At 56.2% G+C, this 21,580-nt stretch carries 22 protein-coding genes; 12 read left to right on the top strand and 10 right to left on the bottom strand.

Annotation, left to right across the window (positions count from 1 at the left end; translation table 11 throughout):
- Positions 1-66: 66 nt before the first annotated feature.
- Positions 67-1,710, top strand: coding sequence for an ABC transporter permease (locus AAC620_RS06820; protein WP_445322451.1), 1,644 nt, complete (start codon positions 67-69; stop codon positions 1,708-1,710).
- 140 nt (positions 1,711-1,850) lie between these two features.
- On the opposite strand, the gene AAC620_RS06815 is transcribed toward AAC620_RS06820, so the two are convergent.
- Complete coding sequence (locus AAC620_RS06815; RefSeq protein ID WP_340243752.1) at positions 1,851-2,870, bottom strand: extracellular solute-binding protein; 1,020 nt, start codon at positions 2,868-2,870, stop codon at positions 1,851-1,853.
- A gap of 177 nt (positions 2,871-3,047) precedes the next feature.
- On the opposite strand from AAC620_RS06815, the gene AAC620_RS06810 reads away from it, so the two are divergent.
- A complete protein-coding gene (locus AAC620_RS06810) occupies positions 3,048-4,223 on the top strand; it encodes an MFS transporter (protein WP_340243750.1) in 1,176 nt (391 codons plus the stop codon).
- A gap of 91 nt (positions 4,224-4,314) precedes the next feature.
- Positions 4,315-5,337, top strand: coding sequence for an aspartate-semialdehyde dehydrogenase (locus tag AAC620_RS06805; protein ID WP_340243748.1), 1,023 nt, complete (start codon positions 4,315-4,317; stop codon positions 5,335-5,337).
- 52 nt (positions 5,338-5,389) lie between these two features.
- Here the strand turns inward: AAC620_RS06805 and AAC620_RS06800 are convergent, their stop codons facing one another.
- From AAC620_RS06800 to AAC620_RS06790, 3 genes are read right to left on the bottom strand one after another with little or no spacing between them, the layout of a single operon-like run.
- Positions 5,390-5,701, bottom strand: coding sequence for a P-II family nitrogen regulator (locus AAC620_RS06800; RefSeq protein ID WP_317657240.1), 312 nt, complete (start codon positions 5,699-5,701; stop codon positions 5,390-5,392).
- A 4-nt stretch (positions 5,702-5,705) separates the two neighbouring features.
- Positions 5,706-6,695 carry a sodium-dependent bicarbonate transport family permease gene (locus AAC620_RS06795; protein WP_340243746.1) on the bottom strand — a complete coding sequence of 330 codons (990 nt, stop codon included), beginning with the start codon at positions 6,693-6,695 and terminating at the stop codon, positions 5,706-5,708.
- Between the two features lie 57 nt (positions 6,696-6,752).
- Positions 6,753-7,403, bottom strand: a complete 651-nt coding sequence (locus tag AAC620_RS06790; RefSeq protein WP_340243744.1) for a carbonic anhydrase — start codon at positions 7,401-7,403, stop codon at positions 6,753-6,755.
- A 142-nt stretch (positions 7,404-7,545) separates the two neighbouring features.
- Here AAC620_RS06790 and AAC620_RS06785 point away from each other — a divergent pair, with 142 nt between their 5' ends.
- The 3 genes from AAC620_RS06785 (at position 7,546) to AAC620_RS06775 (ending at position 10,257) form a co-directional block, all read left to right on the top strand.
- Entirely contained in the window at positions 7,546-7,920 is a 375-nt protein-coding gene (locus AAC620_RS06785) for a hypothetical protein (RefSeq protein ID WP_317657243.1), read from the top strand.
- A gap of 75 nt (positions 7,921-7,995) precedes the next feature.
- Complete coding sequence (locus AAC620_RS06780) at positions 7,996-9,405, top strand: leucyl aminopeptidase family protein (protein WP_340243742.1); 1,410 nt, start codon at positions 7,996-7,998, stop codon at positions 9,403-9,405.
- Positions 9,406-9,408: 3 nt separating this feature from the next.
- Positions 9,409-10,257 (top strand): C40 family peptidase, encoded by an 849-nt coding sequence (locus tag AAC620_RS06775; protein ID WP_340243740.1) that lies wholly within the window; start codon positions 9,409-9,411, stop codon positions 10,255-10,257.
- 7 nt (positions 10,258-10,264) lie between these two features.
- On the opposite strand, the gene AAC620_RS06770 is transcribed toward AAC620_RS06775, so the two are convergent.
- Together AAC620_RS06770 and AAC620_RS06765 are read right to left on the bottom strand one after the other, a co-directional pair.
- Positions 10,265-10,609 carry a DUF2794 domain-containing protein gene (locus AAC620_RS06770; protein WP_340243739.1) on the bottom strand — a complete coding sequence of 115 codons (345 nt, stop codon included), beginning with the start codon at positions 10,607-10,609 and terminating at the stop codon, positions 10,265-10,267.
- A gap of 96 nt (positions 10,610-10,705) precedes the next feature.
- Positions 10,706-11,575: a branched-chain amino acid aminotransferase gene (locus tag AAC620_RS06765; protein WP_340243737.1), complete on the bottom strand. Its 870-nt coding sequence runs from the start codon at positions 11,573-11,575 to the stop codon at positions 10,706-10,708.
- 204 nt (positions 11,576-11,779) lie between these two features.
- Between AAC620_RS06765 and AAC620_RS06760 the strand changes: the two genes are divergently transcribed.
- The 6 genes from AAC620_RS06760 to dxs are packed head-to-tail and all read left to right on the top strand — an operon-like array spanning position 11,780 to position 17,043.
- On the top strand, positions 11,780-12,289 hold the full coding sequence (locus AAC620_RS06760) for a MarR family winged helix-turn-helix transcriptional regulator (RefSeq protein WP_340243736.1): 510 nt from the start codon (positions 11,780-11,782) through the stop codon (positions 12,287-12,289).
- Position 12,290: 1 nt separating this feature from the next.
- A complete protein-coding gene (locus AAC620_RS06755; RefSeq protein ID WP_340243735.1) occupies positions 12,291-13,004 on the top strand; it encodes a response regulator in 714 nt (237 codons plus the stop codon).
- Positions 13,004-13,939: a histone deacetylase family protein gene (locus AAC620_RS06750; protein ID WP_340243733.1), complete on the top strand. Its 936-nt coding sequence runs from the start codon at positions 13,004-13,006 to the stop codon at positions 13,937-13,939. Before AAC620_RS06755 ends, AAC620_RS06750 begins: the two co-directional genes overlap by 1 nt.
- A complete protein-coding gene (locus AAC620_RS06745) occupies positions 13,936-14,181 on the top strand; it encodes an exodeoxyribonuclease VII small subunit (protein ID WP_317657251.1) in 246 nt (81 codons plus the stop codon). The genes AAC620_RS06750 and AAC620_RS06745 overlap by 4 nt, the downstream gene beginning before the upstream one ends.
- Before the next feature lie 15 nt (positions 14,182-14,196).
- Positions 14,197-15,066, top strand: a complete 870-nt coding sequence (locus tag AAC620_RS06740; RefSeq protein ID WP_445322456.1) for a polyprenyl synthetase family protein — start codon at positions 14,197-14,199, stop codon at positions 15,064-15,066.
- Positions 15,067-15,123: 57 nt separating this feature from the next.
- Positions 15,124-17,043 (top strand): 1-deoxy-D-xylulose-5-phosphate synthase, encoded by a 1,920-nt coding sequence (gene dxs, locus AAC620_RS06735; RefSeq protein ID WP_340243731.1) that lies wholly within the window; start codon positions 15,124-15,126, stop codon positions 17,041-17,043.
- A gap of 4 nt (positions 17,044-17,047) precedes the next feature.
- Here dxs and AAC620_RS06730 read toward each other — a convergent pair whose 3' ends face one another.
- From AAC620_RS06730 to AAC620_RS06715, 4 genes are all read right to left on the bottom strand, one after another.
- Positions 17,048-17,830, bottom strand: a complete 783-nt coding sequence (locus AAC620_RS06730; RefSeq protein ID WP_340243730.1) for an ion transporter — start codon at positions 17,828-17,830, stop codon at positions 17,048-17,050.
- A 20-nt stretch (positions 17,831-17,850) separates the two neighbouring features.
- A complete protein-coding gene (locus AAC620_RS06725) occupies positions 17,851-19,092 on the bottom strand; it encodes a class I SAM-dependent RNA methyltransferase (protein ID WP_340243729.1) in 1,242 nt (413 codons plus the stop codon).
- The gene (locus tag AAC620_RS06720) at positions 19,089-20,933 is read right to left on the bottom strand and encodes an ABC transporter ATP-binding protein (protein ID WP_340243727.1); all 1,845 of its coding nucleotides are present in this window, start codon (positions 20,931-20,933) and stop codon (positions 19,089-19,091) included. The genes AAC620_RS06725 and AAC620_RS06720 overlap by 4 nt, the downstream gene beginning before the upstream one ends.
- Before the next feature lie 64 nt (positions 20,934-20,997).
- A complete protein-coding gene (locus AAC620_RS06715) occupies positions 20,998-21,579 on the bottom strand; it encodes a LysE family translocator (protein WP_340243726.1) in 582 nt (193 codons plus the stop codon).
- Between the last annotated feature and the right edge of the window lies 1 nt (position 21,580).

The raw sequence follows: 21,580 nt of genomic DNA, 5'->3' as shown, positions 1-21,580 counted from the left end.
GCATATTTCCGACTGTTTTAATCGGATGTCTTCCCTCAGGTCTGAAAATCACATAAGCCCTCTCTCATGACTGAGAAAATGCGCATCACGGGGGATCATTGGTTTGGCCTTTTGGGCAAGCTTGTGGTCGCATTATGCCTTCTGCCGATGATTGCTGTGGCGATTGCCGCGCTTTCGGGTGGTTTCGACACAATTGTTAGTCTTAGCCAAAGCGTTCTGCCCCGCTATGTCGGGGCGACCTTGCAACTCAGTGTGATCGTAGGGCTAGGAACGGCTGTAATTGGGACGGGTGCCGCATGGCTTGTCACCATGACGCGGTTTTTTGGGCGGCGGGTGTTGGAAATTGCCCTCGCCCTGCCTTTGGCCTTCCCAGCCTATGTTCTGGCTTATGCCTATACGGATTTGCTTGATCATCCAGGACTCGTGCAGTCCACCTTGCGCGCCTTTATGGGATGGGGCCCTCGCGATTATTGGTTCCCTGAAATCAGATCCCTTGGTGGTGCGGCAGCAATGTTGGTCTTGGTGCTTTATCCTTATGTTTATCTTCTGGCGCGCGCAGCGTTTCTGCGCCAAAGCGCCACCGCTTATATCGCGGCGCGCACGTTGGGGCAGGGGCCATGGGGCGCATTCTGGCGCGTCAGTCTGCCTGTTGCTCGCCCGGCGATTGCAGGGGGTGTGCTGCTTGCTTTGATGGAAACCTTGGCTGATTACGGAACCACCGCCTATTTCGGTGTTCAGACCTTTGCCACGGGCATCTATGTCAGTTGGTTTGGCTTGTTTGACCGCGCGGCGGCGGCGCAGCTTGCCCTGTGTCTGTTGGTTGTGGCCTTGACCCTTGCCACGTTCGAACGCCGACAGCGCCGCAATTCCCGTCATCATGACGCGGGCCGTAGATTTGAGGTGATGGAGCCTGTCAGCCTCAATGGCCGCGCTGCTTTGGGGGCTATTTTATTCTGCGGTTTGCCCGTTCTCTTTGGCTTTGTTTTGCCCGTGTGGATCTTGATCACGCTTGCGGCTGATCAAGCGCATATCCTTTTCACAGAACGCTATTTGGGCTTCTTGCGGCACTCTTTGACACTTGCCGCGATTGCGGCCTTGCTGACTGTCGGGGCGGCCATTGCGCTTGGATTTCGTGCGCGCTTGCGGCCCACGCCGATGTCAAAGACGGCCCTTAGGGTTGCGGGCATTGGGTATGCTGTGCCCGGTGGTGTGATTGCGGTGGGTCTGCTGTTTCCCTTTGCGGCCTTTGACAATGCGCTTGACCACTTCATGGAGACGAATTTCGGCATTGATACGGGCCTTTTGATCAGCGGGTCGATCTGGCTGATGATCATGGCCTATATGGTGCGTTTCATGGCGGTGGCGCTGAACACCTATGAGGCGGGCATGGCCACCCTGAACCCGAATATGGACGCGGTCGCGCGCACATTGGGGCATGGGCCTGCACCTATGTTGCGGCGGATCCATGTGCCGATCTTGCAGCCTTCGATCTTGACCGCGCTGCTGATTGTTTTCGTGGATGTGATGAAGGAGCTGCCCGCCACCTTAATCCTGCGCCCTTTCAACTATGATACGCTCGCCGTGCAAGCGCACCGATTGGCAGCGGATGAACGACTGGCTGAGGCCGCAGTTCCCAGTCTGATCATTGGCGCCGTTGGTTTGATCCCAGTGGCCATCTTATGTTGGAGCCTGAGCCGAGAAGATAGGTGAACGGGTTGTTCATACCCCGCGCCCATAGGTGGGCAATGTGGGGTCAGGGCATAACACGCCTCAGCGCCCCAAAAGCAAACGAGCGCCCCTTGATAGGGCGCTCGTGAGGTGTTTGGTGGTTCGTGGCCTGTTGCGCGAACCTATTCCCAACCTGCGGTGTTCAGAACCTCAACCGCTGCGCCGACATTTTCGGCAATATCCGACAGATCAATCGCATCAGGGCGGAAGATGCCCAGTGCCGCGACCGATGGGGCGAGGCCAACACCTGGAACGGCAGGGTATTCATCATTGCCCGCTGAGAAATACTGTTGCGCCTGATCCGAGGTCAGATATTCCAGAAAGGCAATCGCGTTCTCGCGGTTCGGGGCATGGGCCGCGACCCCACCGCCAGACACGTTCATATGCGCGCCGATATCGTTCTGGTTTGGAAAGACCCATCCGATATTGGCCAGTTGCTCGGGGGTGATTTGGTCATCCCCTTGACGCAGGATGCGGGCGAAGTAGTAGGTGTTCGACATCGCAATATCACATTCACCAGAGGCAATGCCGCGCAGCTGATCCGTGTCGCCGCCTTGTGGCGCGCGGGCGAAATTTCCAACCACGGCGTTGGCCCAGTCCTGCACAGCATCGACACCCAAATGTGCGATCAAGGCTGCTGTGAAGTTCTGTGTATAGACATTCGTGGCAGAGCGGATGCAGATCTGGCCTGCATATTCGGGCTTGGCCAAATCCTGATAGGTTTGGGGCGGGTTGGCGACATCGGTTTTGTCATAGAACAAAATCCGTGCGCGCTGCGAGAATGCGAACCATTGGTTGCTGTCATCTTGAAGATAAGAAGGAATGCGGGCTTCTAGCACATCGCTTTCCACGGGCTGCAACAGTCCCATTTCGGCAGCCCGCGCCAAGCGCACTGTGTCAACAGTCAAAAACACATCTGCAGGGCTATTGGCGCCCTCGGCCTGCATCCGCGCGATCAGCTCATCTGCATTGCCTTCGATGCGGTTGATGGTGATGCCTGTTGCAGCGGTAAAATCAGAATATAGCCGCTCATCCGTGTCGTAATGGCGCGAAGAATACAGGTTCAATTCCTGCGCCTGCGCCGCGGTCAGGGTGGTTAGAAAAACGACGCTGCCAAGCAGCAGGGAGAGGGGTCGGGTCATCCTAAAGCTCCTGTTCGAGTTATTTCCGACAGTTTTAGTCGGGATGCCGCTTTTGATCACGATTCACGCAGCGGGTCAAATAAATTCCGACAAAAATTATCAGATTTAACTTCTGGCTTGCCCTTGCCTTGGTGCTACGGCATCAGTTTGCCTGAGGGATGAGGAGGACAGCCAGCCATGAAAGCGGGCATTGCTTTTCTTGTGCTCGCCTATGTGCTGAGCCAGTTTTATCGTGCATTTTTGGCCGTCATGGCCCCTGTTTTGGCATTGGATATCGGGGCTACGCCGCAAAGCTTGGCGACAGCTTCGGGCGTGTGGTTCGCCGTTTTTGCCGCGATGCAAATTCCTGTGGGTATCGCACTTGACCGCATTGGGCCGCGCCTGACCGCATCGGTGTTGCTGCTTGTTGGCGGTGCGGGGGGTGCTGCGCTGTTTGCGACTGCGGCGGATGTGCGCGATGTGCAAATTGCAATGGGGTTGATCGGATTGGGCTGTTCGCCCGTTTTGATGGCAACCTATTACATCTTTGCGCGGGTTTATTCTGCGGCCATCTTTGCCACGCTCGCAGGTGTGACGATTGGCATCGGATCAATGGGCAACTTGGCAGCTGCAACACCCATGGCTTGGGCGGTTGAGGCCGTGGGGTGGCGCGAAACCGTTTGGAGCTTGGCGCTTGTGACAGGTCTTGTTGCGCTGGCTTTGTTCCTTTTGATCAAAGACCCCGCAAAACCAGAAGGGGATCAAAAAGGCAGCTTGATGGATCTGCTGCGCATTCCTGCGCTTTGGCTTATCTTCCCGTTGATGTTTGTGGGCTATGCCCCGTCAGCGGGAGTGCGTGGCCTGTGGGTTGGGCCTTATATGGAGGATGTCTTTGGCCTAACTGTTGCTCAGATCGGCACGGTGAGCCTGATCATGGGGGTTGCGATGGTGGTGGGCAGTTTTGCCTATGGCCCGCTGGATCGGTTTTTTGGCACGCGCAAATGGGTTATCTTGATTGGGAACCTGTTAGGGGCCTTCGCCTGTTTGGCGGTGTGGGCTGTGCCCGAAAGCAGTATTTTGACAGCCACCGTTCTGATTGCGGCCTTGGGGTTATTCGGGGCGTCCTTCCCCGCCCTTGTTGCCCATGGACGTAGCTTCTTTCCCCCGCATTTGGTTGGGCGTGGTGTGACCTTAATGAATTTATTTGGCATCGGTGGGGTGGGTGTGATGCAATTCGCCTCAGCCCCTTTCTTCACCGCGCTGTCAGGCACGATGGCCTTGCCTGCCGCCTATGGGGCCTTGTTTGGGGTTTTTGGGCTTGCCGTTCTGATCGGATGCGCAATTTACCTCTTTAGCGAAGATCGCCTTGACTAAGCGCGACCAGATTGCGCGCCAAGTGCCCCTTTCGCTTTGGTCGCACATGATTTAAGGGCATGCGCAGTCGTAAGCCTGAAGGATATGGAACATGGGTTACAAAGTTGTCGTTGTCGGCGCCACGGGCAATGTGGGCCGCGAAATGCTCAACATTCTAGACGAGCGTCAATTCCCCGTTGACGAGATCGCCGTGCTTGCCTCGCGTAAATCGCTTGGCACAGAATGCAGCTTTGGTGACAAGACCCTAAAGACCAAGGATCTCGATACATTCGATTTCACAGGCTGGGATATCGCATTTTTCGCGGTTGGGTCTGAAGCCACAAAAACCTATGCACCGATTGCGGCATCGCAAGGTTGTATCGTGATCGATAATTCCTCGCTCTATCGCTATGATCCTGATGTGCCTTTGGTTGTCCCTGAGGTGAACCCTGAGGCGGTTGAGGGCTACGCGAAGAAGAACATTATCGCGAACCCCAATTGCTCCACCGCCCAGATGGTTGTTGCATTGAAGCCGCTTCATGACCGCGCGCGGATCAAGCGTGTTGTGGTGTCGACCTATCAGTCTGTGTCGGGCACAGGCAAAGATGCGATGGATGAGCTGTGGAACCAGACCAAGGGAATGTTCGTTCCAGGTCAGGAAGTTGCCCCGAGCGTTTACCCCAAGCAGATTGCCTTCAACGTGATCCCGCATATTGATGTGTTCATGGAAGATGGGTCTACCAAGGAAGAGTGGAAAATGGTCGCTGAGACCAAGAAAATCCTCGATCCTTCGGTTAAGGTGACTGCAACCTGCGTGCGTGTGCCTGTCTTTGTGGGCCATTCCGAGGCGATCAATATCGAGTTTGAAGATTTCCTAGACGAGGAAGAAGCCCGTGACATCCTGCGCGAGGCCCCAGGTGTGATGGTGGTCGATAAGCGTGAGACGGGCGGTTATGTAACGCCCGTGGAATGTGTCGGCGATTATGCCACCTTTATAAGCCGAATCCGTCAGGACAGCACGATTGAGAATGGTCTGAATATTTGGTGCGTCAGTGACAACCTGCGCAAAGGTGCTGCGTTGAATGCGGTTCAGATTGCAGAAACCTTGGGCAATCGGGTTCTGAAAAAAGGCTGACGCATGGCGTTGCGCAACAAATATAACGGGGGGCCATTGGCCCCCCTTTTTCTTAAAATCGTTCGGCGCGGAGGACTTCGCAGTCAGTCACGCTGACCACGCCGATATGCCGTTCCACCACCGCGAATGCCGCTTTGAGTAGCGCCTCTAGCTTTTCTGGGCGAATGATGCAGACCACGTTGATCATTCCGCCTGCGCGGCTGACCTGACCCTCGCGGCTCCATTGTCCTGAACGGCCCGACCCGCCCAACACGGGCAAGATGGTGAAGCCTGTCACCCCCGCCTTGACCAATGCATCCGTGAGGCGGGTTTCCATGACCGCTTCAATTGTGATCTCAACCCGTTTTGCCTTATGCGTTTCCATTGCCTTAGCCTCCCGTGGCGGCGCGCGCCAATACCAGATAAATTGGTATGCCCAATGTCAAATTGAACGGGAACGTAATCCCAAGTGACAGGGTGAGATAGATTGACGGATTGGCCTCAGGCAGGGCCACGCGCATTGCAGCAGGCACCGCGATATAAGAGGCCGAGGCGGAGAGCGTCATCATCAACATCACGCCGCCTGTCGACAGACCCAAAAGCAACCCGGCTCCGAGGCCAAGGCAACTGCCGATTAAGGGCATCAGCACGCCAAAGGCAAAAAGCCCTGGCTTCAGCAAATGCCGCGCATCCCGCAGGCCGCGCCCCGCCACAAGGCCCATATCCAAAAGGAAAAGGCACAGCACCCCTTGGAAGGGGGATACGATGAAAGAGGCAATTTTGTCCAAGCCCTCTTGGCCTGTGATCCCGCCAATAATGAAGGATCCGATGAGCAAAACAATAGACCCATTCAGCAGGATTTCCCGCAGCAGACCCGCATCCATACCATCGCCTTGACCCGCTTTTGCATCCGCCCGTGCCACAAGCCACAGGGCGGCTAAGATTGCAGGGGCCTCCATCGCGGCGGCGACCGCGACCATATAGCCTTCGCTCATCAAACCTGCGGTTTGCAGCACTGAACTTGCCGCGACAAAGGTCACGATCGAGATCGAGCCGTAATGTGCCGCCACTGCGGCGGCATCAATGGCCGCTAGCCCCGTCATCACGCGCAGCAAAGCGAAGGCTATGAAAGGCAGAACAAATGACAGAACCACCCCAGCCAAAATTGAGAAGATCAGCGTTTGGTCAATGCCATGCGCGGCCACGCTGGCCCCGCCTTTGAAGCCAATGGCAAAGAGCAAATAGAGCGACATCCCTTTCGCCACGGCCTCGGGCACGCTGAGGTCAGAGCGCGCAAAAGCAGCTGCAAATCCTAAGACGAAAAACAAGATGATGGGCGAGATCAGGTTCTGCGCCGCGAGCGACAGGATCGAGTCCATGAACACCTCCAGATTTTGCTCAGCGTTGCCTAACGAAGCGGGGCCAAGTGGTAAAGTTTAGACTTTGACAAAATGGCGCAATGTGCCGTCATAGCTTTCGATATCCATATCCGCGATATCGGCCCAAATCCCATGCAAGGTCAGGTTTCTTGAACCTACAGCCTCGGCCACCACGGGATAGCTCATCAGGTTTTCAAGCGAGACTTGTATCCCCTCTTTCTCAAGCATGGTTTGTTGAACCTCAGGGGGGGTGATATCTTTGACCCTCTCAAATCCTGGCCGCAAAACATCCAACCAACGGCCCACAAAGCTCTCTTTCTTTTCCAAATCGGGGGCGCGGCCCTGGCACATGTCAATACACCCCCGCACGCCGCCGCAATTGGAATGGCCCATGATGATGAGATGCTCGATTTTAAGGTTCTTGATTGCGAACTCGACCGCGGCGGCGGTGCCGTGATGCTGCCCGTCAGGGGTAAAAGGGGGCACCAGATTGGCAATGTTGCGGTGAATGAATAATTCGCCTGTGCGTTGTCCAAACACGGATGTCACAGCAACGCGGCTGTCGCAGCAGGCTATGACCATGGCCTTTGGATTCTGCCCTTCGGTTGCCAATTTGCGAAACCAATCACGGTTCTCAGGAAAGGTTTTCACTTTCCAATCCTGATAGCGTTCAAGCAAATAACTTGGCAGTGATTTAATGCGGTGCATCCATAACGTCCCCTCAGAGCACTTGATCACAATCTCTGATATTTTTCTATAAACTGTCTTTTCATTCCTGCCTCAAATCAACCTTTTCTTCACCCCCAAATATCACCCTGTGACCACATGCAGCGCATGGTGGGATGGGAAAATGACGGATGTGGTGACCGTCTTGCGTTTTGAAGAACCTGCGCGGTTTGATCCCGACAGGTTAGAGCGGCTTTGCCGCGATATTGGCGAGACGCAAGCAGAATATGAAGTGGCTGTGGGGCTAGAGCGCATCATGATCGCGCTCGCGCAGATTGACTGTGTCGACAGCACGCTTGAACGGAAAAAGATTGTTGCTGAGATTGCCGACTCTGCCAGCAAGATCGGTATGGCGACCTTGGCGCGGGTGGCGCGCGATGTTCATATCGTGATGGCGCGCCAAGATATGGCCGCAATCGGCGCAACCTTGGCCCGTTTGCGCCGTGTGGGTGAGCGATCAGTTTATGCGATTTACGATATTGAGGATATGAGTGTGTGATCGCCCTTGCGGCGCGGGATGGTGTTGTTACTTTGCGGTGCAGCGATATTGCCCTGACCTCAAAGGAATGACGGAATGTCCCACGCGCTGCGATTTGCCCGCCCAGATGAATTTCCTGATACGGACGCAATCCCCGTTCATGTGATCAGCACCGATAGGGTTGATGCGGCTTTGGCCGAGTTGGACGCTGCCTCACGGCAATGGGTCATAACCCATGGCTTTAGCGGGGCATTGGGCAAAACCTGTCTTCTGCCCAATGAGGTGGGTGGAATTGCCGCTGTTTTGTTGGGGGTAGGAACGTCCGCTGATCGGATCAGGAAGCGGTTCGCTGCAGGTGCCGCAATTTCTGATTTGCCAAAAGGTCTGTACGAGGTGGCCTCAGCCTCATTGGAGGGCCACCCGCAAAACCTTCGCGAAGAAATTGCACTGGGGTATTTACTGGCGGGATATCGGTTTGACCGCTATCGTAAAAAATCGGGTCGCGAGGCGGCCTTGGTGGCGCTTGCGGGCATAGATGCCCCGCATTTCGAACGGCTCGCTGAAGCCGAGGCCATGGTGCGTGATCTGGTCAACACCCCTGCGCAAGACATGGGTCCCGAAGAATTGGAGGGGGCCACCCGCGATTTGGCGGCGCGCTATAACGCCAAGATTTCCGTGATCCTTGGGGAAGATCTATTGGCGCAGAATTTCCCGATGATCCATGCGGTCGGTCGGGCCAGTCCCCGCGCGCCTCGTTTGATTGATATGACTTGGGGCGAAGACGGGCCGCAAATCACCTTGGTGGGCAAGGGCGTGTGTTTTGACACAGGCGGTTTGAACCTGAAACCTGGATCATCCATGGGCACGATGAAAAAGGATATGGGGGGGGCTGCCAATGTTTTGGGCCTTGCTCAGATGATCATGGATGCGGGTCTAAAGCTGCGGTTGCGGGTCTTGATCCCTGCAGTTGAAAATGCCGTTGATGGTTCAGCCTTTCGCCCCAGTGATATTTTGACCGCCCGCAACGGCATGACGGTCGAGATCAACAACACTGATGCCGAGGGGCGGTTGGTCTTGGCTGACGCCTTGGCGCTTGGGGCCGAAGGTAGCCCCGATCTTATGATTTCTATGGCAACATTAACTGGGGCTGCGCGGGTCGCAGTGGGGCCAGATCTTGCGCCATTTTACACTGATGATGAGGGTCTTGCCGCGCAGATTACTGCCAAAAGCCCTGATCAGTTCGACCCTGTTTGGCGTATGCCCTTTCACGCCCCTTATGAGGCTATGATTGAACCGGGCATTGCCGATCTGGATAACGCGCCCTCTGGGGGCATGGCGGGGTCGATTACGGCGGCCTTGTTTTTGCGCCGCTTCACCCAAGGCGCCGCGCGCTATTGTCACTTCGATATTTTTGCTTGGCAGCAAAGCGATGCACCTGCGCGCCCAAAAGGGGGTTTGGGTCAGGGCATTCGTGCGCTATACGCGGTGCTGTCTGAAGGGGTTTAAGACATGGCAAGCGATCCACGGATCATGGCAAGCAATGGACGGGTGGCGCTTCGGGCGCTGCAAGGTCAGGTTATGGCGGATGAATTCTTGGATGGCACATGGATGACGGTGCAGCAACCGTTGGCCAATATCATGACCGAACCAAAGGGTACGCGGGCGAGCCAATTGTTGTTTGGCGAGCGGTTTTTGGCGCTTGAAACGCGCGATGGGCAAGTTTTTGGTCAAGCCGAGCGGGACGGCCAAGTCGGTTATATTTTATCGCAGGCCCTTGCGGCAGAAACGCCCGTCACCCATTGGGTCACCGCCCCTGCAACCCATCTCTATCCGCGCCCCGATATAAAATCGCCGCCCGATGTGTCGATCTTTTTCGGCGCACGTGTGAATGTGGTTGAGCCTGCGAAAGAGGGCGAAAGCTTTCACCGCATCCAGACGGGGCATCATGTTCCAAAATCCCACCTGCGCCCCTTAACAGCGCGGTTTTCGGATACGGTGGGCGTGGCTGATCTATTTCTTGGAACCCCCTATCTTTGGGGCGGCAGCAGCCGATGGGGCATTGATTGCTCTGGCCTGATCCAATTGGCCTTACGCGCCTGTGGTCAAGACTGCCCACGGGACAGTGACCAACAAGAGGCAGCGCTCGGCGCGCTTTTGCCCGAGGATGCACCGCTGCGCCGCGGGGATTTGGTGTTTTGGAAGGGCCATGTCGGGATCATGGCCGATGAAGAGATGCTGTTGCACGCAAATGCCCATCACATGGCGGTGGCCTATGAGCCGCTTGCCCATGCCGAGGCGCGCATTCGCAATTCTGGCGGTGGCGAGATTACCGCGCGCAAGCATGTCTTGATAGAATGACGGGGTATTAATCGTCTACGGCGCGGATCAATTTGCGCTCTAACACCCGCAGCACATTGCGCAGATCATGCCCGCGCTTGAGAATGCGCCCGTCCATCCCAATCACGGAATACATTCCCTGCTTGCCTGCCAATTTGGGGCGCTTTTCAATCCGATAAATGGGGTGTTCGGCGGTGCGGCGGAAAACTGAGAAAATCGCAACATCACTGAGCAGCGACATTCCATAATCGCGCCATTCACCTGCGGCGACCATGCGGCCATAAATCGACAGGATCGCCGATAACTCGCCACGATCAAAGGCGACCTTTTCGGGAATATGGGAAGCGCCAAAGGATTGAGTATGCATCACCATAAACTGATGGTGGCATGAATTCTAAGAAATGCAAGGGAGATCACAAAAAGGCCCGCAAGGTCAGCTGATCTTGCGGGCCGTGATGCGCGGTGTCGCTTAGGCGCGAACCAGTTTTTCGTAGGCGTCCGATATGTCCCGCGTCAGGGCGCCAACCTCGAAATTATAGCTGCCAATCTGACCCACTGGGGTGACTTCTGCGGCGGTGCCCGTCAGCCAGCATTGTTCAAACCCTTCCAATTCTTCGGGCATGATATGACGCTCATGCACCTTGATTTGGCGATCGTTCAACATACCGATAACGGTCTGGCGGGTTAGGCCATTGAGGAAGCAATCTGGCTTCGGCGTATGCACTTCGCCATCTTTGACGAAGAAGATATTTGCGCCTGTCGCCTCGGCGACATAGCCGCGATAATCAAACATCATTGCATCCGAGCAGCCTTTGGCTTCGGCCTCATGCTTGGACATTGTGCAGATCATATATAGGCCCGCGGCCTTGGCATGGCTTGGCGCCGTTTCGGGCGAGGGGCGTTTCCACCGCGCGATATCAAGTTTGGCGCCTTTGGTTTTTGCATCCCCATAGTAATTGCCCCAACCCCATGCCGCGATGGCCAAACGAACGGGGTTACGGCGAGAGGAGACACCCATATCCTCACCTGCGCCGCGCCACGCAACCGCGCGCACATAGGCATCGCTCAGGCCATTGGCCGCAAGAACCTCGGCCTTGGCAGCCTCAATTTGGTCAACAGTAAACGGAATTTCGAAGTCCAATTGGCCTGCGGAAAAATGCAGCCGTTCGGAATGGGCGCGGCTGAGGAAAATTTTGCCACCATAGGCGCGTTCGCCCTCAAAGACGGAAGATGCATAATGCATCGCATGGGTCAGAATATGCACATTGGCCTCGCGCCAATCGACCAAAGCCCCATCCAGCCAGATTTTCCCATCGCGGTTATCGTAGGTGCCGCTCATCTTTCCAATCCCATCTTTCCTTCAGGGCGCATATCTGCGCCAGTTTGCAAATGTTGTGCAAAATACGGCCGTTTCGGACATAATATTTCGCAAAACTGGCAATTCGGTAACAATTGATTCTTGGAAAGTCAACAAGGCTGACATAAACTGTGAAGTGTTCCTTGGTTCCGATGCCAAAGATCAAAAATGATGCGGGAGGTGAAGATGGTAGAGCGTGCAGTCAATAACCCTATCGGCACGGGCGAAAGCTTGCTCTTTTTGACGGATGAGCAGCTGCGCCGCGGGATTGAGGCGATGTTTTTTGCCTATCGGGGATTTACCGCTGATCCTGATCGCATTTTGCAAAATTACGAATATGGTCGCGCCCATCATCGTGCCATCCATTTCATCAACCGCACCCCTGGAACGACAGTCAATAACCTGCTGAATATTCTGGGCGTGACCAAGCAGTCCCTCAATCGCGTTCTGCGCAGTCTGATCGCTGATGGTTTGGTCGAAAGCCGCGTTGGGGTGCAGGATAAGCGCGAACGACATCTTTATCTCACCGAAACAGGTGCCAAGCTTGAACGCGAATTGTCAGAGGCGCAGCGCAACCGCATGCGCGCTGCCTATCGCAATGCGGGGCCAGAGGCCGTGGCAGGATTTCGTGCTGTCCTTGAGCAGATGATGGATCCTGAGATGCTGCGCCATTTCCAAGCAGGTTTGGATACCTAAAATGGCAGACACCAACCCGCATATCCTGATCGTGGATGATGATGAACGTATCCGTGGGCTGTTGCAGAAATTTCTGATCCGCAACGGGTTTCTGGCCAGTGTTGCACGCGATGCTGCGCAAGCCCGCCGCCTGTTGCAGGGGTTGGATTTCGATTTGATTGTGCTTGATGTGATGATGCCGGGTGAGGATGGCATTACCCTGACACAAGATTTGCGCAAAACGATGGATTGCCCAATCTTGCTTTTGACGGCCAAGGGCGAGGCGCAAGATCGTATTGCGGGTTTTGAGGCGGGGGCAGATGATTATTTGCCAAAACCCTTTGAGCCCAAGGAATTGCTATTGCGTATCGGCGCGATCCTGCGCCGTATGCCGCAACCCGAAGCCAGCCAAAACCTGCCCAAATTGCTGCATCTTGGGGCCATGCGCTTTGACATTTATCGTGGCGAGTTGTGGCAGGGTGATCAGCCTTTGCGCCTGACTGCAACCGAGGCCGCATTGATGCGGATCTTTGCAACCCATGTGAACAGTTCTGTGACCCGTCAGCAGTTGGTCGAAGAATTGGGCCGTGACAAGACGGCAGGCGGTGACCCTGCGCAAGAGCGCGCGATTGATGTGCAAATCACCCGCCTACGCCGCAAGATTGAAGCTGACCCGAAACAACCCCGTTATCTGCAAACTGTCCGCGGCGCGGGCTATATGTTGGTGCCTGACTGATGGCGACATGGCTTTTTGAAAACCCATTTGCACAAGATCATCTCACGCCAGAGGGCCATCCCGAACAGGTGGCGCGCATTGCGGCCATAAAGGCCCATTTGGATAGCTTAGATTTCGTGGGGCTTGAACGCCACGCGGCCCCATTGGCCACGGAAGAAGATCTGCGATTGTGCCACCCCCAAGCCTATATTGACCAACTCAAAGCGGCTTTGCCCACGCAAGGGCAAGTTGCGCTTGATGGCGATACCTTTCTGTCGCCCGCCTCATGGCAGGCCGCGCTTTCGGGCGTAGGGGGTGTGATTGCAGCAACAGATGCCGTGATGGAGGGCCGCGCCAAAAACGCATTTGTCCTCACGCGGCCACCTGGGCATCACGCCGAAACTGCAACAGCCATGGGGTTTTGTCTCTTTGGGTCAGTGGCGATTGGGGCCAAACATGCACTCGAGCGGGCGGGGGCCGCGCGGGTGGCCGTGATAGATTTCGATGTGCATCACGGCAACGGCACGCAAGATTTGCTGTGGGATGAAACCCGCGCTTTGTTTGTCTCGTCACACCAGATGCCGCTTTATCCAGGATCGGGGGCGCGTGGTGAACGTGGCGTGGCGGGTAATATCCTGAATGTGCCCCTTCCACCCAATTCAGACGGGGCCTTGATGCAACAGGCCTATCTTCGCGATGTATTTCCGCGATTGGCTGAATTTGCGCCTGACCTTATCCTGATTTCCGCAGGTTTTGACGCGCATCAGGCCGATCCATTGGCCAACTTAAATTGGGATGAAACGGATTTTGCATGGCTGACGCGAGAAATTTGCGCATTTGCCGAAACCCAATGCGCGGGGCGGGTGGTCTCGGCGCTAGAGGGCGGTTATGATCTGCCCTCACTGGGACGCAGTGTTGCGGCCCACGTCACAGAATTGATGGAAGCTTCGAAATGACAGATGACAACGACCTTGCGCAGATGAGTTTTGAAGACGCCTTGCGCGCCCTAGAGGAAGTCGTGGCCAAGCTTGAGCGTGGGGATGTGCCACTTGACCAATCCATCGCGCTCTATGAACGGGGGGCTGCGCTGCGCGCACGCTGTGAGGCCAAGCTCAAAGAGGCCGAAGAAAAAGTCTCCAAAATCACCCTAGATGGCACAGGCGCGCCAACGGGCAGCACCCCAGTTGAGGGGCTTTGAGCGCCTTTGGCCCCTATTGAGTTTCAAACCCGCCTCAGCACCCAGTCCCGCGTCATTGCTGCGTTCTTGACCGAGGCGCTTGCACAATATGGCTCAGATGATGTTGCTACGGCGATGCGCTATGCGCTGCAGGGTGGCAAGGGTTTGCGTGGGTTTTTGGTGCTTGAGGCATCGGCGCTATATGGCATTCCTGCGGCCTCCGCGCTTCCTGCGGCGGGTGCGGTTGAGGCCATCCACGCCTATAGTCTGATCCACGATGATCTGCCTTGCATGGACGATGACGACCTGCGCCGCGGTCAACCCACTGTTCACAAGAAATGGAACGAGGCGATTGCGGTTCTCGCGGGGGATGCGCTGCAAAGTTTTGCATTCGCGCTTTTGGCTGATCCTAATCTTGGGGCCGCGGAGGTGCGGATCAAATTGGTGTCGACCTTGGCTGAAGCCGCAGGTGCGCGCGGTATGGTTTTAGGTCAGGCGCAGGACATTGCCGCAGAAACCGCTGCGTCCCCCTTGACCCTTGAACAAATCACAGAATTGCAAAGCAATAAAACGGGTGCGCTGTTGGAATGGCCCGCCCATGCCGCAGCGATCATAGCGGGCCAAGATCCCGCACCGTTGAGGGCATATGCCCGTGCAATTGGCCTCGCCTTTCAGATTGCTGATGACATTTTGGATGTGGAGGGTGACAGCAGCAAGGCAGGTAAGGCCCTGCGCAAAGATGCCGATGCGGGCAAAGCGACCTTTGTCACGCTTCTGGGGCTAGACGGTGCCAAGGCCGAGGCCGCGCGCTTGGTCGCTGAGGCGGAAACGGCCCTCGCACCATTCGCGGATAAAGCCCAAAGCCTGCGCGACCTTGCCCGATTTATCATTGCCCGCGACAGATAGGCGTGATCCGTTGCCCTTGGCCCCTGTCATGGCTATATGGCGACCACTGGAGGGCCGATGACAGATAGACCTAAAACACCGCTTTTGGATCAAGTGACCACGCCGCGCGATTTGCAGCGGTTTTCTGATCATGATCTGACCCGCTTGGCCCATGAATTGCGCGCTGAGACGATTTCGGCTGTCTCCGAGACGGGTGGGCATTTGGGGGCTGGTCTGGGTGTGGTTGAGTTGACCGTGGCACTTCACGCCGTATTTGACGCCCCGCGTGACAAGATCATTTGGGATGTCAGCCACCAATGTTATCCGCATAAGATTTTGACAGGGCGGCGGGATCGTATCCGCAGTCTGCGCCAAAAGGGTGGCTTGTCAGGCTTCACGAAACGCAGCGAGTCGCCCTATGACCCATTTGGCGCTGCGCATAGTTCAACCTCTATTTCTGCGGCGCTCGGCTTTGCCGTTGCGCGCGATTTAAGCGGTGCCTGCGAGACAGGTTTGGGAGATGCGATTGCGATTATCGGTGATGGTTCGATTTCCGCAGGCATGGCCTATGAGGCCCTGAACAATGCGGGCCATCTGAAAAAGCGGTTGATTGTGATCCTCAACGACAATGAAATGTCGATTGCACCGCCGACAGGTGCGATGTCGGCTTATTTGTCCCGCCTTTATGCAGGCGCGCCGTTTCAGGAATTCAAAGCCGCCGCCAAGGGCGCAGTATCGCTTTTGCCCGAGCCGTTCCAACACGGGGCGCGCCGCGCGAAAGAACTGCTGAAATCCGCGACAGTCGGCGGCACCTTGTTCGAAGAATTAGGCTTTGATTATATCGGCCCGATTGATGGGCATGATATGGATCAGTTGCTTGCGGTTTTGCGCACCGTCAAGGCGCGGGCGGATGGGCCGATGCTCATTCATGCGATTACCAAGAAGGGCAAAGGTTATGCCGAAGACCGCCCAGATCGCGGCCACGCCACCGCGCGCTTCGATGTGGTCACGGGCAAGCAACACAAAGCACCCTCAAACGCGCCCTCATATACGCGTGTCTTTGCAGATGCGCTGATTGCCGAAGCTGCAGAGGATCCGTTGGTAACGGCCGTCACGGCGGCGATGCCAGACGGAACAGGCCTGAACCTATTTGCAGAACGCTTTCCCGAGCGGTGTTTTGATGTGGGCATTGCCGAACAGCATGCGGTGACCTTTTCGGCGGGTATGGCCGCAGGTGGATTAAAACCCTTCTGCGCGCTTTATTCGACCTTCTTGCAACGCGGCTATGATCAAGTTGTGCATGACGTGGCCATACAACGTCTGCCTGTGCGCTTTGCGATTGATCGCGCGGGGCTTGTTGGTGCCGATGGCGCCACCCATGCGGGCAGTTTTGACATCGCCTATCTGGCAAATTTGCCAGATTTCGTGGTGATGGCGGCGGCCGATGAAGCGGAATTGGTGCATATGGTGCGCACCGCCCTCGAGATTGGGGATCGTCCCTCTGCCTTCCGCTTTCCGCGCGGCGAAGGTGTTGGGGTCGAGTTACCTGCACGCGGTCAGGCGCTTGAAATCGGCAAGGGGCGGATGATCGCGGACGGCAATCGCGTGGCTCTCTTGAACTTTGGCACCCGCCTGAAAGAAGTGCGCGAAGCTGCAGAGATTTTGGCCCAGAAAGGGATCACGCCCACGATTGCTGACGCGCGTTTTGCCAAACCCTTGGATACAGATTTGATCGACCAACTCGCCCGCCATCACGAGGCGCTGATCACCATCGAAGAAGGGGCGATTGGCGGCTTTGGCAGCCATGTGGCGCAGCATCTGGCGGAAACGGGCGTGTTTGATCGGGGGATCAAATACCGCTCCATGGTGCTGCCCGATATTTTCATCGACCAAGCCAGCCCGCGCGACATGTATGCGGTGGCAGGCATGAATGCCGAGGATATCGTGACCAAGGTTCTCATGACCTTGGGTGTAGATGTTTTGGGAAAGCGGGCTTAAACGCCTATTTCCCCAAGCGCTCCTCAATCTTGCGCAGCCGGTCTAGCACCTCATCGCGATAGGCATCTGTGGCGGCGTTGCTTTCTTCGGCATGCGCGTCTTGCATGGAATTGACGATCAGGCCAACCAGCAGGTTCACCACCGCAAAGGTCGTGACCATGATGAAAGGCACAAAGAACAGCCACGCATAAGGATAAACATCCATCACGGGGCGCACGATGCCCATGGACCAACTTTCCAATGTCATGATCTGGAACAGGGAATAGAAAGACGCGCCAAGCGTGCCAAACCATTCGGGGAAAGATGCCCCGAACAGTTTGGTTGCCATCACGGCACCGATGTAAAAGATGATCCCCATCAGCAAGAACACGCTGCCCATTCCTGGCAAGGCGGTGACAAACCCCTCGACCACGCGGCGCAATCGTGGCGCGGCTGAAATGACCCGCAAAACCCGCAAGATGCGCAAGGCGCGCAGAACTGACAGCCCGTGGGTGGCGGGCATCAGCGCGATCCCAACGATCAAGAAATCAAAAACGTTCCATCCTGAGCGGAAAAACCGCGCGCCATGGGCCACCAGTTTCAGCACAATTTCGATCACGAAAATCGCAAGGCAAATCCAGTCCAATGTCAGAATAATGGTGCCCGCCGTGCCCATAACCTCGGGCGATGTCTCAAGGCCCAAAAGAATGGCGTTAAAAATGATCACGCCGATGATGAATTGGCGGATGCGGGGGCGGTCTAGCCAATCGGCAAGTATCTGTCGCGTGGTCGCAAAATCACGGGTCATAGCAGCCATCCTTGAGCGCGTTACCGCGCCATATGGGGTCGGATAAAGCGGGCGGCAAGTTCTATATGAGGCGACCAGCGGAATTGGTCGATGGGCTGCACCCATTCAAGGCAATAACCTGCGTCAATGAGGGTTTTAGCGTCACGGGCAAAACTGATCGGGTTGCAGGATAGAAATGCAATCTGGGGGATGTCGGTTCTCGCCAATTCATGCACCTGTGCCTGTGCGCCTGCACGGGGCGGGTCGATGACCACCGCGTCATATTTGGCGAATTCGTCACTTAAAACGGGGCGGCGAAACAGGTCGCGGGTTTCGGCGGTAATGGGCTTTAGCCCGTCCGCATAGCGGGCCGCGTCTTGCAAGGTCTTGACCATATCGGCGCTGCCTTCGACTGCGTGCACGGGCGCTGTTTCGGCCAATGGAAAGGTAAAGGTTCCACATCCCGCAAAAAGGTCAATGATGTGTGTAGCCCCCGAAATCGCGCTGCGTGCAGCGGCCAAAAGCGCCGCTTCCCCCGCTTTGGTGGCTTGCAAAAATGCACCTGCGGGTGGGGTGACGCGGGCGCGCCCCATTTGGTGATAGGGTGGGGTTTCCATAAAGACGACCTCATCCCCCCATGTCAGGCGCAGAAATTCGGTGCGGAATTTTGGCAATGCAGTCCGCAGCGCATGATCCAAGGGCTTGCCGCCCGTCACGTGGAGGTCAAGCCCGATGTCGGACTGGGTTAGGCTAAAGCCCAAAACCGCACTGCGCGATCCCCCCAAACGGGCGATCTCGGCCAATACGGGCAGCGTGGCCACCATCTCATCGGGCAAAAGGTGGCATTCGCCGATCGGCACAAGGACGTCCGATTTTCGGGCATGAAATCCCACCATCGCCCCCGATTTAGTGCGCCGCGCGGCAAAGGTGGCGCGCCTGCGTGAGTGCGCAGGCGAAGTTAGGGTTGCGCGGATATCGGTTGTGATCCCGTGCGCGGCAAGCGCAATGGCAATTTGGTCTGCCTTCCACGCACTGACAAATGTGTCCGAGGCATGTTGCAGGCTGCACCCGCCACAGGATTTATAATGCACGCAGACAGGTTTTACCCGCGCGGGGGAAGGGGTCACAATTTTGGCCCCGTCCAATTGACCTTCGTTTACCACGCCGCGCACCACCTCGTCTGGCAAGGTGAGGGGGACGAGGATTTGGCCTCCGTCTGCGTTCTGTGCAATGCCATCGCCGCGATGTCCGAGGCGGGTGATTGTGAGGGCTTCTTCGCTCACGCGGAACCTCCGTCTGGATTAAGAAAGCCGCCCGATTGGCGGTTCCACAGCGAAGCATAGAGCCCGCCCTTTGCCAAAAGCACCTCATGCGGGCCATCTTCGATGATGTGGCCTTCATCTAAAACGATGATGCGATCCATCTGCGCAATAGTCGACAGTCTATGCGCAATCGCAATCACGGTTTTGCCTGCCATCAGGTCGCTCAACGTGTTTTGGATGCTCGCTTCAATCTCGCTATCAAGCGCGCTTGTGGCCTCGTCTAAAATCAAAATCGGCGCATCTTTCAGAACCACCCGCGCAAGCGCGATGCGCTGTCTTTGCCCGCCCGAAAGTTTCACCCCGCGTTCGCCAACATGGGCCTCGAACCCTGTGCGGCCCTCTGGGTCTTCAAGATCATGGATGAACCCTAAGGCCTCGGCGCGTTCTGCGGCGCGGATTATGTCAGCATCACTTGCATCGGGGCGGCCATAGGCGATGTTGTCGCGCACGGAGCGGTGCAACAGGCTGCTGTCTTGCTGCACAACGCCCATTGTGGCGCGCAGGCTATCTTGGGTCACATCGGCAATATTTTGGCCATCAATGCGGATTACGCCGCCTTCGCAATCATAAAATCGCAGCAAAAGTTTCACGAGGGTTGATTTCCCAGCGCCAGAGCGCCCGACCAGCCCGACCTTTTCGCCGGGCTGGATGGTTAAACTGAGGCGATCTAAGCCACCCGCGCCACGCCCATAATGGTGACTGACCGCGTCAAATTCGATCAATCCTTTTTCGAATTTGAGGGCGGATGCGTTCTGGCGGTCACGTAATGTGATCGGTTGGGCAATGGTCTCCATCCCCTCCATCACCACCCCCAATTCCCGGAATAGGCTTGAGAGAGCCCACATGATCCAGCCCGTCATTGCATTGAGCTGTAAGGTCAGGGCGGTTGCCGCCGCCACAACGCCCACAGTCGCCGTTCCCGTATACCACAACCAGACCGACCAACCGACAACGGACACGATCAAAAGTCCGTTCAAGGTCAATAGCGTGACGTCCATTATCGTGAATATCCGCATCTCGCGGGCGAATGTTTGGCGGGTGTGCTCAATGGCCTCGTGAGCATAGTCCAGTTCGCGTGTTGTATGCGCGAAAAGCTTGACCGAGTGGATGTTGGTATAGCTGTCAACGACCCGTCCCGTTGTCATGGATCGCGCATCTGAACTGGCCTTGGAGGCGGGGGTGACATTGCGGATTGTCCAGCGCACCAACATCCCATAGAGCCCGCACCAAATCACCAAGGGCACGGCAAGCCGTGGGTCTGACTGGGTCAGTAGGATCAGCGCGCCGATGAAATAGGCGATGGAAAATGTGATGGCGTCAAAAATCTGAAACACCGCATCGCCTGCGGCGGGCGGGGTTTGCATAATCCGCCCTGCGATACGGCCCGCAAAATCATTTTCAAACCATCCGACCGATTGACGCAAAACATGCCGATGTGCCCGCCAACGGATCAGCGTGCCAAAATTCGGCAGGATTGCATTGTTCAAAAGCCCCACATCCAAAAGCTGCATCAAAGGGCGGACAAGCACCACAAAAAGCGCGACTAAGCCAAGCTCGAGCCCGTGATTTGCAAAGAGTTCTGGGGGACTACTGACTGATAGCAGATCAACAACGCGCCCCAAATAGACGATCAGCCCCAATTCAATCGAAGCGACCACCATCGACATAAAGGCGGCTGCGATGAACACCCGTTTGAAGGGTTGCGCATAGCCGCGCAAAAACGGCCAGAGTCGATTGGGGGGCGTATCCTCGTCGGCGTAGGGCGTATAGGGATCTACCAGTGTTTCGAAAAATCGGAACATAGCATCGGGCCTGATTGGTTGATTGGGTCGCAGCCTGACCCTGTGGCGCAATATAGGGCGGGGCTCACATAAAGACCATTGCGGCTGCCAGCGCGAGGGCAGTTGCCATGGTTTTGCGAAAAATATTCCATGCACGCGGCGTGGTCAGAAGCCGCGCTAAGGCCGTTCCTGCCGCTGCCCAAAACAGACAGACAAAAAGATTAATTCCTGAAAAGGCGGAGGAAAGGCGTAAGGCTTCTGTCAACAGCGTGCCGCCCGCGCCAAAGCCCGCGGCGGCGGCAACGCTCACGGCCCAGACCTTGGGATTGACCCATTGAAACATCACAGCCTGAAGAAAGGTAAACGGCTTTGCGACCTGTCGCGCCTTAGGATCTGCCGGTTTGGCCCGCCATAGGGTGAATGCCATATAAAGGATCCAAGATGCTGCGGCTATTTTCATCACTAAGGCAGCCACTGGATAGGCCAATAAAATCGCGCTGACGCCAAGACTTGAGGCAACAGCAATCACCCCCACCCCTGCGGCGACACCGAAAATATGCGGAATGGTCGCGCGAAACCCGAACAGCGCGCCTGATGTGGTCAAGAGGATAACATTTGGCCCAGGCGAAAACAGCCCTGCAAAAACAAATGGGTAAAGCGGATCCATG

It is taken from the genome of Roseobacter sp. HKCCA2468, assembly GCF_037805105.1.
GTDB lineage: Bacteria > Pseudomonadota > Alphaproteobacteria > Rhodobacterales > Rhodobacteraceae > M30B80.
Note: the sequence above shows the minus strand (reverse complement) of the source record. Positions and strands in the feature narration are given on the sequence as shown.

Excerpts from the sequence above, each read along its gene's own strand:
- AAC620_RS06820 (WP_445322451.1), top strand. The coding sequence starts at position 67 with ATGACTGAGAAAATGCGCATCACGGGGGATCATTGGTTTGGCCTTTTG.
- AAC620_RS06815 (WP_340243752.1), bottom strand. The coding sequence starts at position 2,870 with ATGACCCGACCCCTCTCCCTGCTGCTTGGCAGCGTCGTTTTTCTAACC.
- AAC620_RS06810 (WP_340243750.1), top strand. The coding sequence starts at position 3,048 with ATGAAAGCGGGCATTGCTTTTCTTGTGCTCGCCTATGTGCTGAGCCAG.
- AAC620_RS06805 (WP_340243748.1), top strand. The coding sequence starts at position 4,315 with ATGGGTTACAAAGTTGTCGTTGTCGGCGCCACGGGCAATGTGGGCCGC.
- AAC620_RS06800 (WP_317657240.1), bottom strand. The coding sequence starts at position 5,701 with ATGGAAACGCATAAGGCAAAACGGGTTGAGATCACAATTGAAGCGGTC.
- AAC620_RS06795 (WP_340243746.1), bottom strand. The coding sequence starts at position 6,695 with ATGGACTCGATCCTGTCGCTCGCGGCGCAGAACCTGATCTCGCCCATC.
- AAC620_RS06790 (WP_340243744.1), bottom strand. The coding sequence starts at position 7,403 with ATGCACCGCATTAAATCACTGCCAAGTTATTTGCTTGAACGCTATCAG.
- AAC620_RS06785 (WP_317657243.1), top strand. The coding sequence starts at position 7,546 with ATGACGGATGTGGTGACCGTCTTGCGTTTTGAAGAACCTGCGCGGTTT.
- AAC620_RS06780 (WP_340243742.1), top strand. The coding sequence starts at position 7,996 with ATGTCCCACGCGCTGCGATTTGCCCGCCCAGATGAATTTCCTGATACG.
- AAC620_RS06775 (WP_340243740.1), top strand. The coding sequence starts at position 9,409 with ATGGCAAGCGATCCACGGATCATGGCAAGCAATGGACGGGTGGCGCTT.
- AAC620_RS06770 (WP_340243739.1), bottom strand. The coding sequence starts at position 10,609 with ATGGTGATGCATACTCAATCCTTTGGCGCTTCCCATATTCCCGAAAAG.
- AAC620_RS06765 (WP_340243737.1), bottom strand. The coding sequence starts at position 11,575 with ATGAGCGGCACCTACGATAACCGCGATGGGAAAATCTGGCTGGATGGG.
- AAC620_RS06760 (WP_340243736.1), top strand. The coding sequence starts at position 11,780 with ATGGTAGAGCGTGCAGTCAATAACCCTATCGGCACGGGCGAAAGCTTG.
- AAC620_RS06755 (WP_340243735.1), top strand. The coding sequence starts at position 12,291 with ATGGCAGACACCAACCCGCATATCCTGATCGTGGATGATGATGAACGT.
- AAC620_RS06750 (WP_340243733.1), top strand. The coding sequence starts at position 13,004 with ATGGCGACATGGCTTTTTGAAAACCCATTTGCACAAGATCATCTCACG.
- AAC620_RS06745 (WP_317657251.1), top strand. The coding sequence starts at position 13,936 with ATGACAGATGACAACGACCTTGCGCAGATGAGTTTTGAAGACGCCTTG.
- dxs (WP_340243731.1), top strand. The coding sequence starts at position 15,124 with ATGACAGATAGACCTAAAACACCGCTTTTGGATCAAGTGACCACGCCG.
- AAC620_RS06730 (WP_340243730.1), bottom strand. The coding sequence starts at position 17,830 with ATGACCCGTGATTTTGCGACCACGCGACAGATACTTGCCGATTGGCTA.
- AAC620_RS06720 (WP_340243727.1), bottom strand. The coding sequence starts at position 20,933 with ATGTTCCGATTTTTCGAAACACTGGTAGATCCCTATACGCCCTACGCC.
- AAC620_RS06715 (WP_340243726.1), bottom strand. The coding sequence starts at position 21,579 with ATGGATCCGCTTTACCCATTTGTTTTTGCAGGGCTGTTTTCGCCTGGG.